15 protein-coding genes and 1 pseudogene are annotated in these 16,952 nt (G+C 27.3%); 13 read left to right on the forward strand and 3 right to left on the reverse strand.

What is annotated here, in order from left to right:
* Both K0040_RS13355 and K0040_RS13360 read right to left on the reverse strand, forming a co-directional pair.
* Positions 1-164, reverse strand: a pseudogene (locus K0040_RS13355) (IS256 family transposase); the annotation flags it as partial.
* 74 nt (positions 165-238) lie between these two features.
* Positions 239-1,078, reverse strand: a complete 840-nt coding sequence (locus K0040_RS13360) for a MerR family transcriptional regulator (RefSeq protein ID WP_228109270.1) — start codon at positions 1,076-1,078, stop codon at positions 239-241.
* Positions 1,079-1,160: 82 nt separating this feature from the next.
* On the opposite strand from K0040_RS13360, the gene K0040_RS13365 reads away from it, so the two are divergent.
* Entirely contained in the window at positions 1,161-2,525 is a 1,365-nt protein-coding gene (locus tag K0040_RS13365) for an MATE family efflux transporter (RefSeq protein ID WP_228109271.1), read from the forward strand.
* A gap of 66 nt (positions 2,526-2,591) precedes the next feature.
* Here K0040_RS13365 and K0040_RS13370 read toward each other — a convergent pair whose 3' ends face one another.
* Positions 2,592-3,020, reverse strand: coding sequence for a hypothetical protein (locus K0040_RS13370; RefSeq protein WP_228109272.1), 429 nt, complete (start codon positions 3,018-3,020; stop codon positions 2,592-2,594).
* A 166-nt stretch (positions 3,021-3,186) separates the two neighbouring features.
* On the opposite strand from K0040_RS13370, the gene K0040_RS13375 reads away from it, so the two are divergent.
* The 12 genes from K0040_RS13375 to K0040_RS13430 all read left to right on the forward strand — a co-directional run bounded on the left by K0040_RS13375 (position 3,187) and on the right by K0040_RS13430 (position 16,826).
* Positions 3,187-4,266, forward strand: a complete 1,080-nt coding sequence (locus tag K0040_RS13375; protein WP_228109273.1) for a tetratricopeptide repeat protein — start codon at positions 3,187-3,189, stop codon at positions 4,264-4,266.
* Between the two features lie 108 nt (positions 4,267-4,374).
* Positions 4,375-4,881: a nitroreductase family protein gene (locus tag K0040_RS13380; RefSeq protein ID WP_228109274.1), complete on the forward strand. Its 507-nt coding sequence runs from the start codon at positions 4,375-4,377 to the stop codon at positions 4,879-4,881.
* Between the two features lie 11 nt (positions 4,882-4,892).
* Positions 4,893-5,558, forward strand: a complete 666-nt coding sequence (locus tag K0040_RS13385) for a Crp/Fnr family transcriptional regulator (RefSeq protein WP_228109275.1) — start codon at positions 4,893-4,895, stop codon at positions 5,556-5,558.
* Between the two features lie 278 nt (positions 5,559-5,836).
* Entirely contained in the window at positions 5,837-6,841 is a 1,005-nt protein-coding gene (asrA, locus tag K0040_RS13390; protein WP_228109276.1) for an anaerobic sulfite reductase subunit AsrA, read from the forward strand.
* Positions 6,842-7,633, forward strand: coding sequence for an anaerobic sulfite reductase subunit AsrB (gene asrB / locus K0040_RS13395; RefSeq protein ID WP_228109277.1), 792 nt, complete (start codon positions 6,842-6,844; stop codon positions 7,631-7,633).
* A gap of 11 nt (positions 7,634-7,644) precedes the next feature.
* On the forward strand, positions 7,645-8,613 hold the full coding sequence (gene asrC / locus K0040_RS13400; RefSeq protein ID WP_228109278.1) for a sulfite reductase subunit C: 969 nt from the start codon (positions 7,645-7,647) through the stop codon (positions 8,611-8,613).
* Between the two features lie 19 nt (positions 8,614-8,632).
* Complete coding sequence (locus tag K0040_RS13405; RefSeq protein ID WP_228109279.1) at positions 8,633-9,418, forward strand: formate/nitrite transporter family protein; 786 nt, start codon at positions 8,633-8,635, stop codon at positions 9,416-9,418.
* Between the two features lie 195 nt (positions 9,419-9,613).
* The gene (locus K0040_RS13410; RefSeq protein ID WP_228109280.1) at positions 9,614-10,825 is read left to right on the forward strand and encodes an EAL and HDOD domain-containing protein; all 1,212 of its coding nucleotides are present in this window, start codon (positions 9,614-9,616) and stop codon (positions 10,823-10,825) included.
* A 263-nt stretch (positions 10,826-11,088) separates the two neighbouring features.
* Positions 11,089-12,825, forward strand: a complete 1,737-nt coding sequence (locus tag K0040_RS13415; RefSeq protein ID WP_228109281.1) for a PAS domain-containing sensor histidine kinase — start codon at positions 11,089-11,091, stop codon at positions 12,823-12,825.
* Positions 12,826-12,902: 77 nt separating this feature from the next.
* Complete coding sequence (locus tag K0040_RS13420; RefSeq protein ID WP_228109282.1) at positions 12,903-15,299, forward strand: DUF2207 family protein; 2,397 nt, start codon at positions 12,903-12,905, stop codon at positions 15,297-15,299.
* A 42-nt stretch (positions 15,300-15,341) separates the two neighbouring features.
* Positions 15,342-15,890, forward strand: coding sequence for a LemA family protein (locus tag K0040_RS13425; protein WP_228109283.1), 549 nt, complete (start codon positions 15,342-15,344; stop codon positions 15,888-15,890).
* A 384-nt stretch (positions 15,891-16,274) separates the two neighbouring features.
* On the forward strand, positions 16,275-16,826 hold the full coding sequence (locus K0040_RS13430) for an NADH peroxidase (protein WP_228109284.1): 552 nt from the start codon (positions 16,275-16,277) through the stop codon (positions 16,824-16,826).
* Positions 16,827-16,952 lie beyond the last annotated feature (126 nt).

Raw genomic sequence — 16,952 nt, forward strand, 5'->3', positions numbered from 1 at the left:
AAGTGATTATCTAGCTCCGCCTTAAGCATGCTCTCTATAGTTCCGCCAAGTAGATCTTTTAAGGCTTCTTGTATATCTTCAGCGCTTTGAATATCATACTCTTCAATTAAATTTGCTATGATATTTCCTTTTCCTTCGCTAAGCTTTTGTTTTCTTTTTCCCATAATAAAACAGCCTCCTATAATAATTAAATATTATCATAGAAAGCTGTTGAATTTTGTTATTTACAGAGTTTTTTTCACACACTCACCTGAATAGATACTTTAAGAACAAAATCATTAGGATTTTTCACACAAACTTGATCAATTAAAACGTCCTCATAAGCAAATCCAATTATCTCTAAGTCGTTTTTATGTATAAACTTTAAAAGTTTTTTATAAATAATAGGAGCTTTTGAATAATATCCTTTTAAATATCCTACTAAATAAGTTCCCTTTGGCTTGATTATAATATTTTCGTAATTACAGTTTTTGTTCACCCTTATGTAATAATAACTGTAATTATTACTTTGAAGTAGATCTTCTTTTGTTTTTATAGAGCCACCAGCATGCCCTAAATTTAAATCATTATTATTGGCAAGATTTAAAAGATTGACATAGGCGTCAATATCATAAGCATCTTCATTTTTATTAATTAAACTATTTAATTTGTTTTTGTCGATTAAATCACTTAAAATAATATATTCTTCTTCTTGTTCTTCAAGTAATATATCATTTTTTATACTATTTGCTTCCTTAATAAGTTTAATTTTGTTAGACATAATCTCTTGTTTCCTTTTAAGTTTGTTTATTTCTTTTTCTACTTCTTTTGTCTCATATTCAAAGAGTTCTAACATATTTTCAGGAGTTCTACTATCCATATATTCTTTTATTTCCTTTAGTGGCATACCTATATCTTTTAAAGTATAAATAATATTGAACGTTTCTAATTGATACTCAGAATAATATCTATATCCAGTAGGCATAACTTTTTCTGGTTTAAATAAATTTATTTCATCATAATAAAAAAGTGTCTTTTTGTGAACATTGCATAGTTTTGCAAATTCACCTGTGGAAAAATATTTTATATCATTATTCAATTTTACAATCCCCCTTATTGACTATCCATTAACAGGATAGTTTATTATAAAATAAGCAAGTTTATATTGCAAGGAGGTCTTTATGGAAAATTCATTGGAAAAGAAAGTCACGCTGACTTCTTTAATAAAATATACTTTACCAACTGTAATAATGATGGTGTTTTTTTCATTATATACTATTGTTGATGGTATGTTTATATCTAAATTTATAGGTGCAAATGCACTTTCTTCCACAAATATTGTTTATCCTGTAATTAATATATTAATAGGAATAGGAGTTATGTTTGCTACAGGAGGTAGTGCAATTGTAGCTAAAACAATGGGAGAAAATAAAAATGAAGAAGCAAGAGAGTATTTTACCCTTATTACCATAAGCGCTATTATAGTAGGAATTGTTGTTGAAATCATATGTATTATTTTTATAAATGACATAATATATGCGCTAGGGTCAACTAAGTCTTTATTTTTTTACTGTAAAGAATATTTATTCTTTATGATAATTTTCACGCCATTTATAATATTAAAGCTATATTTTGATTATTTTTTAGTAACGGCTGGTGTACCTAATTTAGGACTTTTGAGTTCTGTTGCAGGTGGAATTTTAAATATAGTATTAGATTATGTATTTATAGTTAAGCTAAATATGGGAGTTAAAGGAGCTGCTTTAGCTACTTGCATAGGGTATGTTTTACCAAGTATAGTAGGTGTAATTTACTTTTTCAACAAAAAGAACTTACTACATTTTGTAAAACCTAAGTTTAACTTTAAAATTATTTCAAGAAGTTGTTCTAATGGTATGTCAGAAATGGTTACACAAATATCGTCAGGCCTTACAACTTTTTTATTTAATATTGTTATGATTAGATTATTAGGTGAAGAGGGTGTAGCTGCCATTACTATCATGCTTTATATGCAATTTTTATTAAATGCAGCTTATTTAGGATTTACTTCAGGTGTGTCACCTAGAATTAGTTATAATTATGGAAGACAAGATGAAAATCAGGTAGAAAATTTATTTAAATATAGTATTATAATAATTATAGTATTTGGTGTAATAACATTTATAATGTCTAGAGCCATGTCAGAAATATTAATATCATTATTTGCTACAAAAGGTAGCACATTATTTGAGATAAGTCATAATGGATTTATGATATTTTCAATTTCGTTCTTAGTGGCTGGAATAAATATATTTGGTTCGGGAATGTTTACAGCTTTTTCAAATGGAAAGATATCAGCTATTCTTTCTTTACTGAGAACTTTTGTTTTCTTCTTAATGGGAATATTTGTATTACCTAGAATTATGGGAGTAGATGGAGTTTGGTTAGTAGTTCCTTTTGTAGAAGTTGCTACTATGATAGTATCTTTAATCTTTATGTATAAATATAAAAAGGAATATTTGTATGATAATGCATTTGCTTTTAAAAGAAAAATAAGTGTTAGTTAAAAAAATCAGGGGTGTTACAAAAATGTAACACCCCTATTTTATGTTGATTTTAATAAAGTAAGCAAATTAATTCCAGTTCTTCCATTCCACCATAAAGGCAACACCTGCACTAAGTAAAGCAAGTCCTATTCCTATATATATGGCAGCCCAACAAAGTGGATTTATTGAATCAATAGATCTAATAGTAATTCCAAGTCCCATCATAAATATCATTATTATATAACTTTTAACATCGAAGAAAGAAAATAAACATAGTTTATCCTGTTCTTTTTCAGAAATTCTATTTTTATGTTTTTTAACTAATTTTATAAAAATAAAGTTAAAAAATATTAAAAAAGTGACAACAGCAACAATTATTGAAATAAATGGATGTATTGATGAAGTAAATAGCATATTAAATCCAAGCTTTGATACCATACCACCAGCAAATATCCAAACTAATCCAGCTATAAATGGTAAACTTCGTTTATTACATCTAGGTGTGAATAATTCCATAATATCATCTCCGATTTTTAATTATGTATGTTTTATACCCAAGATAATAGTAAATAAACAAATGAAAAAAATTTTCTCGTTTTGAAATTTGTATAGTTTATGTTAAGAAAATAATTTATACTTATAAAAAAGATATATAAAATTTCTTTATTAAGGAGAATCATTAATGGAATTGAAAAAAATAATAGAAGACCTTTATAGTGTTAGGAATTTAGAATTTGATGAAAGTGCTGTTTATTATGAAAAATACAGAGATATCCTTAAAGAAAAAATAAGTCAAAATTCATCAAATGTAGAAGCCTATTGTTTGCTTGCCATGTTAATATGTGAATATAGAGAAAGTACAAATAAATCAATTGAAATATTAGAAGAATGTTATATTAAAAATAAAAAAAGTTTGTCTGATAATAGTTTTTCATTATGGGCTACTTGCATGGCTTACTTTTTAATAGAAGAGGGATGTGAGGAGGAAAGTGAAAATAGAGGGTATGATTTACTTTCTCAAGCAGTAAGTCGTAATTCAAATTATGAGCAAACTTATTATGCATTTGGAAGAATAAATTTTGAAAGAAAAAATTATGAAAAAGCATGTAAGTTATTCCATAGGGCATTTGAGTTATCTCCAAGAAAAGAATATAAATATTGTGAAGCAGTTAGCCACTTAATAAATGATAATAAAAGAGAGGGTATTTTATTATTAAAGTCCATATATACATATCCTTTTGAAGATATAATAATTGATGAGAAGATTGCCTTTGTATTAGGTAGAGAATTAGCGATTACAGGAAATTTAGAGGAAGCAAGAAAGATAGCTTGTATATTATTAAATACAGATTATGAGTATGGTGATATTTGTGATGATGATATGGCTGACTTTATGTTTATTTTGGGTGACTATGAACATTGTGTTGAGTTATATGATAAAAGCAAACTTTTAGAAGATGCTATGTGGCTAAATAAATACTTTTATTCACTAAAGCAGATGAATGAAATAAACAAGGCTGAGAAAAAATTAGTAGAAATTATAGAAAATATTAAAGAGGAAATAAATGAAGATCCAAATTTTGATGATTGGGAAAGTTATAAGGATTACGAAGAATATATCACATCTGAAAAAAATAGGCTTGAAGAAATTAAAAAATGTTATTATAGAATTATAAATGATAATGAAGAGGTAAAATATAAACCAGATTATTATATTTATTATGAGTGTTATTATATTAACTGTCCCAGACATTTAATTTAGTTATGACATATTTGAAAGTATATTTATAGTAGGATAACAACTTTATTAGAATAAAAAATAGATTTTAAATTTGGTATTAAGCTTTAAGCTATTAATGGGGAGGATAAAATGTTAGAAGTTATAAAAAATAGACGTTCAATAAGAACATATATAGACAAAGAGGTGGAAGAAAAAAAAATACTTGAAATTTTAAAATCAGCTATGCAAGCACCATCTTCGAAGAACTCATCACCTTGGGAGTTTGTTATTATAGATGATAAGGAAATTTTATCTAGTTTGTCAAAAACTCATCATAAATCAAATCATATTAAAGATGCAAAACTATGTATAGTAGTTATAGGAAATAAAGAAAGATTCCTAAAACCTGGGAAGTGGATACATGATTTAGGAGCATGTACACAAAATATTTTAATAGAATGTACTAATCAAGGATTGGCTTCTTGTTGGGTTGGAGTTCACCCTAAGCGTAAGGTTATGGACAAAGTTAGAGAAACTTTGAATTTACCTGAAAATTTAATTCCATATTCTCTTGTACCAATAGGTTATAGTAATGAAAAAAATAAATTTATAGATAAATTTGATAAAAATAAAATACATAGAAATAGATTTGAATAACAGGTACTCCTATGAATAGTATAGAAGTATTTAAAAATATAAAAGAAGAAAGCAAAGTTAATCTAGAAAAAATACTTAAAACTAGAAAATTGTCAAAGAAAGAAATTCTTTTTTATGAAAGAGATATGGTGGATAAAATTTATTTTATTAAGGAAGGAAAAATCTCTTTATTTAAAATAAATGAAAGTGGTGAAAGAAAAATTATTTTTATACTTCCAAAAGGACAAATGATAAATGATATTTTTATAGATGAGAAAAAAAGTAGTGCAGTATCATGTGAAGCTTTTGAAAAAAGCACTTTACTAGAGTGTAGTTCTAAGGATTTTATAAATATTATGGAAAATGATTTTATTTTAACTAAAAACGTATTAAATCACTTACAAAATATTAACAGAAGACTTTATAGGCAACTTAAAAATTCCATATCCATAAGAATGGACAAAAAGCTTGCTGCCAAGCTTTATAGAATGGGCAGAGAATTTGGTGTAGAAAAAGATGAATGGACTTTAATTAATGCAAACTTAACTATAACATATATTGCTGATATGCTTGGATGTAAAAGAGAAACTTTATCAAGATCTATGAAAGTTTTACAAGATGAAAATTTGGTTAAAATAGAAAATAAAAAAGTGTATATTAAAAAAGATGAACTATCATTGTATTTTAAAAATACATAGAACTAAGTACCTACCTTTTGGTAGGTGCTTTTTTGATTGTAAGAAAATCATATGTTATCAGCTTTGTGGATAACGTATAATTTTCAACTTTGTAACTTGAGCAACGGGCGAAGCAACCTGCGGCATGAAATGTAGCTTCCACACAGTGGCTTAATCGAAAGGAATTTTTGTTTTTTATTTAAATTCATAAATTCTTCACAATTTTGTGATTAATATCACAGACTTAGGGTAGTGTGTCATGTTATTATTTTTTTAACAAATCAAAGGGAGGAGAATATATGAAAATTAAATTAGATAAACAAAGATTTAATCAAGGTTTGGAAAGATTAAAGTTAGAATACAAAATATTAGCGCCTGTGACAAAACCCTTCAAAGGCACTTTTTCTGATACGGATTTAACGAAATACGAAGAAATTGAAAGAATAGAGGATATAGAATTTAATAAAAAGTCTAATTTTTCTGCAAAAGAAGTAATATTGCCAATAAATCAAATACTTTTTTACTTTACTGAAAAGGAATTTAAAACAAGTGATGTGGATGAGAAAAAGTTATTAGTTTTTCTTAGAGCTTGTGATTTAAATGGAATAAAAAGATTAGATGAAATTTACTTGAATAATGGAATGGAAAAGGATTTCTTCTATGAAAGGCTAAGAAAAAAAATTAAATTTGTTCTAATAGGATGCAAAGAAAGTTATAGAAATTGTTTTTGTGTAAGTATGAAGTCAAACAAATCTGACAATTACTCAATGGGATTAAACTTAAGAGAAGATGAAATTTACTTAGATATAAAAGACGAGGATTTAAATGTATTTGATGGTCAAAAGTGGGACTTTGAAGTAGATTACGTTAGAACAAATAACATATCAGTGGAAGTTCCAAGAAACATAAATCCTGTTGAATTATCAAAAAATGAAATGTGGAATGAATATGATGCAAGATGCATAGCTTGCGGAAGATGTAATTTTGTATGTCCAACATGCACCTGCTTTACAATGCAAGATATTTTCTACAAAGAAAATGAGAAAGTAGGAGAGAGAAGAAGAGTATGGGCATCATGTCAAGTAGATGGATATACTGATATGGCAGGTGGCCATTCATTTAGAAAAAAACAAGGTGAGAGAATGAGATTTAAAGTAATGCACAAAATTCATGATTTTAACAAAAGATTTGGTTATGACATGTGTGTAGGATGTGGAAGATGTGACGATGCATGCCCACAATATATATCATTTTCTCAGTGTATAGATAAAGTTAAAAAAGTAGTTAATGAGGAGGAAAAATAAATGAATGCTTATATACCAGTGGCAGCACCAATAATAAGTATAGTAAAACATACAGAAATTGAATGGACTTTTAGAGTAGGGACTTCTACTAAAAACGTCCTTCCCGGAAAATTTTATGAAATATCCATACCAAAATACGGAGAATCACCAATTTCAGTAAGTGGATATGGAGAAAGTTATATAGATTTTACTATAAGAAACGTGGGAAAAGTAACTAGTGAATTATTTAATTACAAAGTAGGAGATAAATTCTTCATAAGAGGACCTTATGGAAATGGCTTCGATGTAAGTTTGTACGAAGGAAGGGAAGTTGTAGTTGTTGCTGGAGGTAGTGGTTTAGCACCTGTAAGAGGAATAGTTGAGCACTTCTACAATAATTCAGAAAGATTCAAAAGCTTTAAGTTAATAGTAGGTTTCAAATCTCCAAAAGATCTATTGTTCAAAGACGACCTAAAAAAATGGAGTGAAAAATTAGATATTCTTGTAACAGTTGATAAAGCTGAGGAAGGATATGAGGGAAATGTAGGTCTTGTTACAAAATATATTCCTCAGTTAAATATAGAAGATGTAAGCAATATGTCTGCCATAGTAGTTGGACCACCAATGATGATGAAGTTTACTGTGGGGGAATTTTTAAAAAGAGATTTAGATGAAAAAAATATATGGGTTTCTTATGAAAGAAAAATGTGTTGTGGCGTTGGTAAATGTGGACACTGTAAAATGGATGATACTTATATTTGTATAGATGGTCCTGTATTTGATTATTCATATGCAAAAAATCTTATGGATTAGGGGGAGAGATAATGTTAAGAGATGTAAATACTAAAAAAGTAATGAAGAATGCTTATAGAATTACTAAACAAAAATATGAAACTTCTCTAAGGGTTAGAATTCCTGGAGGATGTGTAGATCCAGAAAGTTTAATGATAGTTTCAAAAATAGCCAATGAGTTTGGTAATGGACAAATTCATATTACAACTAGACAAGGTTTTGAAATCCTTGGTATCAAAATGGAAGATATGGAAGCAGTAAATAAAATAATTCAACCTGTTATAGAAAAAATGGATATTAATCAAGAAACAAAAGACTCAGGATATCCAGCAGCAGGAACTAGAAATATATGCGCATGTATAGGAAATAAAGTCTGTCCAAAGGCACAATACAATACTACTGAATTTGCAAAAAAAATGGAAAAAGCAGTATTTCCAAACGATTTACATTTTAAAATTGCTTTTACAGGATGTCCAAATGATTGTATAAAAGCAAGAACTCATGACTTTGGAATAATAGGAATGACACTTCCTCTATATGATAAAAATAGATGTGTATCTTGTGGTGCTTGTGTAAAAAAATGTGAAAAACTTTCTACTGGTGCTCTTAAAATGGAAAACTATAAAATAGTAAGAGATCATGACAAATGTATAGGATGTGGAGAATGTACACTAAACTGCCCAACAAGTGCATGGACTAGAGATGAAAATAAATATTATAGACTAGCAATTATGGGTAGAACTGGTAAGAAAAATCCAAGACTTGCTGAAGATTTTTTAGTTTGGGCAGATGAAGAATCAATTATTAAAATAGTTCTTAATACTTATAAATATGTTAAAGAGTATATAGATAAAGATGCTCCAGGGGGCAAAGAGCATATAGGGTATATAATTGATAGAACTGGATTTATGGAATATAAAAAATGGGCTTTAGAAGGTGTAGAGTTTGCAGACATAGTTAAAGTAAATAAAAATATTTATTGGAGTGGTATAAAATATTAAAAATTCAGGAGGGTTTATTATGCATAATGAAACAGTATTAAAATTAAGTAACTCAGCAAAAAATAAGATTAATTTATTAAATATTAGTAAATTAAAATATTTAGTGTCAGCAGCTTTTGCAGGGCTATATGTGGGACTTGGAATTATATTGATATTTACAGTAGGGGGATTATTAAGTGCAGCAAACTCTCCTGGAACAAAAATCATAATGGGGTTGTCATTTGCAGTAGCCCTATGCTTAGTAATAATGACAGGAACAGAATTATTTACTGGAAATAACATGGTTATGACTGTAGGAAGATTAAATAAAGGTGTCTCTACATGGGATTTGAGTAAAGTATGGTTATTCAGTTTTGTTGGGAATTTACTTGGGTCTATACTAGTTGCAGGATTTTTTGTTGGAACGGGTATTGTAAATGAAGGTCCCATAATGGAATTTTTTGCAACAACTTCCATAGCAAAAACGTCAGCATCTTTTATGGCATTATTCTTTAGAGGTGTTCTTTGTAATATATTAGTTTGTGTAGCAGTTCTATGTTCTTTTAGAACTAACGACGATACAGCAAAAATACTTATGATATTCTTATGTTTGTTTGCTTTTATAACTAGTGGATTTGAACATAGTGTTGCAAACATGACAATATTTTCTGTAGCTTTAATATCACCAGCTATTCAAGGGGCAACTTTAGTAGGAGCTGCTTACAACTTAGTTGCTGTAACTCTTGGAAATATAGTAGGAGGAGCATTAGTTATGGGACTTGGACTTTTTATAATGGGAAGTGAAGATAAAAGTATAAGTCATTAGTCCATAAAATAAATATAAAAAATACACTACCTAACCTAAGTATAGATTTGTTTTTCTCTAATAATGACTTATATCTGAAAAATTTACCAAAATAATTATATAAAATAATTAATATGTCTAAATTGATGGTATTTTGTAGATACATGTATTAATATATATATTAGTTTAAAATATTTAAATGCTTAGGGGGGCTTTATGAAAATTTATATAGCAAGGCAACCTATTTTTAATTGTGATAAATTACTATTTGGATATGAATTATTACATAGAAATAGTAATGAAAATAGATATGCAAACGTTGATGAAGATGAAGCTACAAGAGAGCTAACTTATAATGTTTTATCAGAATTTGACTTATATTCTTTGATTAAACAAAAACATGGATTTATAAACTTTAATAAAGAATCCTTAATGTCTGATATACCTTTACTTTTTAATTTTGAGAAGATTATAATTGAAATTTTAGAAAATACTGAAATGGATGAAGAATTAATAGATAGAGTTGCTTTTCTTAAATATAAAAAATATAAATTAGCACTTGATGATTTTGTTGATGATGGAACTTATGATGCACTGTTACCTTATATAGACATTATAAAAGTTGAATATAGTCTACTTGATCCAGATAAAAGAAGAAATATAGCTAAGAAATACAAAAATAGTAAAAAACTTGTTGCAGAAAGAATAGAAACAGAGGATGATTATATAAATGCAATGAAAGATGGATATACTCTATTCCAAGGATATTATTTTAGTAAACCAATAATGATATCAAAAGACAGTCTTTGTATTGCATCATCATCATATTCACGACTATGGGAAGAAATATCAAAAGGAAATCCTGATTTTGATGCTTTAGAGGAAATAATAAAATTAGATGTGGGTTTGACTTATAAACTGTTGTCTTTGATGCATACATCTATATATTATAGAGGAACAGAGATTAATTCAGTAAAACAAGCTTTAGTACGTTTGGGAATTACAGAAACCCAAAGATGGATAATGCTTTTGTTTTTACGCGATATGACAGGTGAAGATAATGATGAATTTGCAAAATCATCTTTATTTAGAGCAACATTCATGGAAAAAATCATAACTAAATTAGATTATAACTATATGAGACATGATGCATATATGGCTGGATTATTATCTTTAATAGATAATATTTTAGAGGAAGATATATTGTCAATTTTGGATTCTTTAGGACTATCTGAAATAATTAAAATGGCATTCATAAATAAAGAAGGAGTATTATACGATTCCTTAAAATGTGTAAAAGAATATGAATTAAGCAACTGGGATATAGTTGAGAAATTTAATGAAAATTATAACTTAGATAAAGAGACTATTTCGTCTATATATTTAGAGTCATTAAGATATGCGGATTCAATGTTTAGTAAGGTTTAAAAAATTTACAATTTGATAAAATATTAAGGTGATATTTTGAAGTATAAGTTATTTTGAGATATCCCTTTTTTATATACTTTTTTAAACTTATCAATACATATATATAGTATATAAGTATTATAATAAAAAAATACAAGATATTTACTGTTTTATATTTAACAAGTTTTGGATAAATTCAAAAAGGTCGTAGATATTAAAGTCTTTTAAATCTATAATTAGTATTAAAGGGAAATTTTAAGATTATCTTATTTTGGAGGAATATTATGGAGGAAATGAATTTATATAAAAATTTAAATGGTGTGAATACATTAAAATCTGATGAAAGTGTAAAGGGAACAATCAGTCATATATGTAAAGACATATTAGATAATACAAAAGCAGACGGCATATCCATATATATTTTCAATAAAAAAGAAAGTGCTTTAATTCCATACATAGAATTAGGAGATGATATAAAGTATAATAAAGTATTAACTGAAACAAATATTGACATGGAAGAATTAGAAATTATAAAACAGAAAAGAACGCAATTACATCATAAAGATAGAGTTGAAAAGCTAATAAATAGAAAAAAGCATAAACACTATGAACTAGAAAAATCTTATAAAAACAATATTTTTAGTACATATAAACTTTCTGTGGATAATGAATTTATAGGAAGTTTACAAATTATTTACAAGGAAGAAACAGTATATAACAATATACCTTATGACTATATGAATGGTGTTTGTAAATTGATTTCAATAATTTTAAGAAGTTGGTTATTAAATAAAGAGGTAATTTTAGAAAATCAAAAAAGAACAACAATAGAAAATGAACTTGATGAATATTTAGAAAAATCGACAGACTTAGTATGCATATATGATGAAGATAAACGAATTATAAATCTAAGCTCTAGTTGGACTAAAATACTAGGTTGGACAAAAGAAGAATTATTAAATAAAGGGATATACGATTATGTGTATTTTGAAGATTTAAAAGGGTTAAGTGATATAAACAAATATCTATCAAAATTAAATGATAAAAAAGATAGAAAAACTGAAATTAAAACAAGATACTTATGTAAAAATGGGACTTATAAATGGATTCATTGGTATATAGAATACTCGGAAAAAGTAAGAGGATACTTTGTTACAGGAAAAGATATTACAGAAAAAATAGTTGAGGAAGAAAGACAAAAAAATCTTGAAGAAAGAATAAAGTTAGAAGGTATGAAATGTGATTTCTTTACAAATATGTCCCATGAGTTTAAGACTCCTTTAAATATTATTCTAGGAACGATGCAAGTTATGGAAAAGAGTACTGAAAATTATGGTGAAATACAAAAGGATGATTTATGCAGATATTTAAAAAATATAAAACAAAATTCCTATAGACTTTTAAAGCTGGTAAATAATTTAACTGATATTAGTAAAATGGATATCGGCTATTATAATATCAGTTTGAGTAATAATAATATAGTAAATATAGTTGAGGATATATGTTTATCCGTAGTGGAGTATGCAAAAAATAAGGGTGTGGAAATAATATTTGATACAGAATGTGAAGAAATTGAAATGGCTTGTGATCCAGATGCCATAGAAAGGGTAGTATTAAATTTATTATCAAATGCTATTAAATATTCACTTAATGAAAATAGCAAAATACTTGTTAATATAAGTCATGATGAAGAGTTTGTTTTTGTAAGTATAAAAGATAATGGACAAGGAATACCAAAGGATAAACTAGATGTTATTTTTGATAGATTTGGGCAAGTAAATGTAGACATTAAAAGAAGATACGAAAGTAGCGGTATAGGCTTATACCTTGTTCGATCAATAATAAAACTACATGGTGGAAATATTAAAGTTGAAAGTGTAGAAAATGAAGGATCTATTTTTACTTTTTTTCTTCCTAAAAATTTAAAAATTAATGATGAAACAAAAAATATTTCTTCTTTTGAAAAGAATAATTTAAGTATAGAAAAGTGCAAAATTGAATTTTCTGATATATATAATTAACACTTGATATGAACATATTTTCTTGGAGTGGTAAATATATATTGTATTTGGTAAGAGACAAAAAGGAGGATGGATGAGTGGTAAGATTGAAGAAAATAGTGCTATTTTTAATTTTGATGGTCATATCAATTAACATATTTTTATTTAGTGCTTATGCAGAAGATGATGGTTACTACATAAAAAAAATGGACGTAAATGTTGATGTAAATGACAAAAGAGAATTTAAAATAACAGAAACGATAGATGTGTATTTTAATGAAGAACGACATGGAATTATTAGAAGCATACCTACATCTACAAGATTAGAAGATTACAATATAAAAGATGTATCTGTAGTAGGGGCACCATATGAAGTAGAAGATTCCTTTGATATGAAGATTAGAATAGGTGATGAAGATGAAACATTAAGTGGCGATAAAACTTACAAAATTACATATACCATAGAAAACTACAACGAGGAAAAACCAGAAGGTGATTACATTTATTTCAATGTTTTGGGAGATCAATGGGACACGAGAATTGAAAATTTCACCTCTACAATAACTTATCCAAAGGAAGCTAATTTAGATAAAATAAATATTACTGATGGGGAATATGGCAGTAAAGATTCAAAAAACGTACAATATAAGGTGAAAAAAAATAAAATTTATATCAATTCAATAAATACTATAAAGCCTAATAATGCTATAACAGTAAATGCCATGTTAAATGAGGGTGCCTTTAAAAATGCTCCCATAAAACAATATCCATATACAATGGAACATCAATTCATAGACATAAATATTACAGATGACAAAAAATATGAAATACAACGTGATTTCAAAATAAAAATAAATAAGAATTATTCGGGTGAAGAGAATCTTATGATTGATCTGTGTGACATAATAAAGGGTAAAAATTTTTATTTACTAGATATGAATGTAAATGATAAAAGTGTGTCTTACGATGAAAAACATGGAATTATAACTTTAGATAAAAGCAAAGATGAATATAACTTTAAAGTATCATATACAATTGAACCTAGGCTTAGTGATGATATTGTTTTTAATATAGTAGAAACAACTTTAGATGGAAAATTAGAAAAACTGAAAGTAAATGTAAATTCTCCCTTTCTAATAAATAATGCAGTTGTGGATTTTAATGAAAAAGGAGCCAATTATGGTACTGATAGATTTAATTTAGAAAAAAATGATAATAATGTAATATTTACAAATAAAAATACTATATATGATGGGGAAGATGTAAAGCTAAGTCTTGATATAGATGAAAACTTATTTGTAAGACCTTTGCCTGTATCTGCAAATGTTGTTAAGTTTACAACACCTGTTATATTACTTATTATTGTGTTTTTATATTTTAGATTTAAAGATAAAAATCCTGTAACACCAGTGGTTCAATTTTATCCGCCTGGATCTATGAATAGTGCAGAAGTTGCCTATGGTTTCAATGAAAGTATTAGCAACTCACAAGTTACCTCATTATTATTTTATTGGGCCAGTGAAGGTTATATAAAAATAATTATGAAGGAAAATGACAAGTTTACTATTGAAAAATTAAAAGAAATAGGTATTAACCATAAACCTTATGAAAAAAAATTATTTAATAGTTTATTTAAATATGGTGATGGTAAAAAAGTAACTGGTGATAAATTAAAAACTTATTTTGGAGAAGAAGTAAGTAAGGCAGTAAAAGGTGTTACAGAAGAATTTAAATATGAGAAAAAACTGAGAGATAGTGCTTCTAAAAAATCAGGGTTTATGTTAAGTATAATCTCTGCAATACCTCTAATATCATGTATGATGGTGGCTAGAGAAGTTGATCATGGATCCATAGCAGGAGGTATTATATTCAGCATCATATTATTAGTTGTACACTTTGTATTTTACTTGATTTTTTATCAATCATTAAAGAAAAGACATGGATTAATTAAGAAAAATAATAAAATTATTGGTGTAATTGTTATTAGCTGTATTTATTTAATTGTAATAAGATTACCATTTTTATTTTCTGACTTAGATGAGTTTATAATAATGTTTAGTATAGTAGTATCATTAATTGGAAATATCTTAAGTAGTTGTGTTCCAAAACGAAGTGATTATGGTAAAGAATTACTAGGTGAAATAGTAGGATTTAGAAACTTTATGGAAGTAGCAGAAAAAGAAAGGTTGGAAGCTTTGCTAGAAGAGGATCCAGAATATTTTTATAATACACTTCCATATGCCCAGGTTCTTGGAGTAACTAAAAAGTGGACGGATAAGTTTAAGGATATTTCTATGGAGCAACCATCTTACTATGATACTTATTATCCATTAAATAACTATATTGCTTTAAATATGTTTGTGAATAACTTAAATAAAGTAGAATCTACAGTAAGCCATACTATAGATACTTCTTCTGGTAGCTCAGGAGGAGGATTCGGAGGTGGCGGATTTAGTGGAGGGGGCTCTGGTGGTGGTGGAGGCTCAAGTTGGTAGAATTAAATAAATAAAAAAGTATAATAAAATGGAGGTGAAATAATGACGTGGATTATTATATTAGTAATAGCAGCTGTTGCTGTAATATGGGGTGTTTCAACGTACAATAAACTTGTATCACTTAGAGTGAATGTTAAAGAAGGATTTTCTACTATAGACGTATTCTTAAAGAAAAGATACGATCTTATACCTAATTTAGTAGAAACAGTAAAAGGATATGCATCTCATGAAAAAGAAACTTTGCAAAATGTAGTCCAGGCAAGAGGAAATGCTATTTCAAGTTCTCCCCAATATAAGGCAAAATATGAAGGAGAATTGTCAAATGCATTAAGTAGATTGTTAATGATTTCTGAAAACTATCCAGATTTAAAAGCTGATAATCAGTTTATTAACTTACAAAAGGAATTACAAAATATAGAATCAGAAATTGAAAAATCAAGACGATATTATAATGGAACAGTAAAGAATCTTAATAAAACTGTACAAAGTGTACCAAGTTGTGTAATTGCAAGTTTATTTAAATTTAAAGAAGAACCTTTCTTCGAATTGGAAAACAATGCAGAAAGAGAAAATATTAAGGTTAAATTCTAGATTTAAAAATAACAAAATCAATAAAATAAAATATTAATCATATAAAAAAGCCATTGGAAAATAAACCCAATGACTTTTTTGTATGTTAGGAAATTGATAGCTGGAACTTATTTAGAAAATATACAAATGTATTTTTGAGAAAGATCGTTGCCTGAAATTTCATAGGGCCCACCCAGTGACTTAAACGAAGGGAATTTTTTATGAACAATAAATAATTTAATAGCTTGATATAATGTGACTGTGTAAATAATTTTAAAATTTAATTTAAAAACTCTGTTTAAGGCAAAAGATGACGGGTATATATAAAATTGTAAGTAAGTATTAACATTTAAAATTGACTACTAAAATTGAGAGAATATAAATAAAAAACGGAGGAAATGAAAAATGAAAAAATTTGTTTGTACAGTATGTGGTTATATATATGAAGGAGAAACTGTTCCAGAAATATGTCCAGTATGTAAAGTAGGATCTGATAAGTTTGAAGAAATGAAAGGTGAAAGAAACTGGGCTGATGAGCATAGAATAGGTGTAGCTCAAGGAGTAGATGAAGAGGTTGTTGAAGGCCTAAGAGCTAACTTTGTTGGAGAATGTACAGAAGTAGGAATGTACTTAGCTATGTCAAGACAAGCTGACAGGGAAGGACATCCAGAAGTTGCAGAAGCTTACAAAAGAATAGCTTTCGAAGAAGCAGAACATGCTGCTAAATTTGCTGAATTATTAGGTGAAGTAGTAGTTGCTGATACTAAGAAAAACTTAGAAGCTAGAGTTGAAGCAGAATACGGAGCTACTGAAGGAAAGTTAAAAATAGCCAAGAGAGCGAAAGAACTAGGATTAGATGCTATACATGATACAGTTCATGAAATGTGCAAAGATGAAGCTAGACATGGTAAAGCATTCTTAGGATTATTAGAAAGACATTTTGGAAAACAAGATTAATATAAAAAAGTCTAATAAAGGGATAGAAAACTATTATATGATAGTGTTCTATCCCTTTTATTATGCAATTTAATTTGGATTTTAATATATATGTAATAAATAATAATTTTAAAAATTAAAATTATT

The organism is Terrisporobacter petrolearius (genome assembly GCF_020748185.1).
Taxonomy (GTDB): domain Bacteria; phylum Bacillota; class Clostridia; order Peptostreptococcales; family Peptostreptococcaceae; genus Terrisporobacter; species Terrisporobacter petrolearius.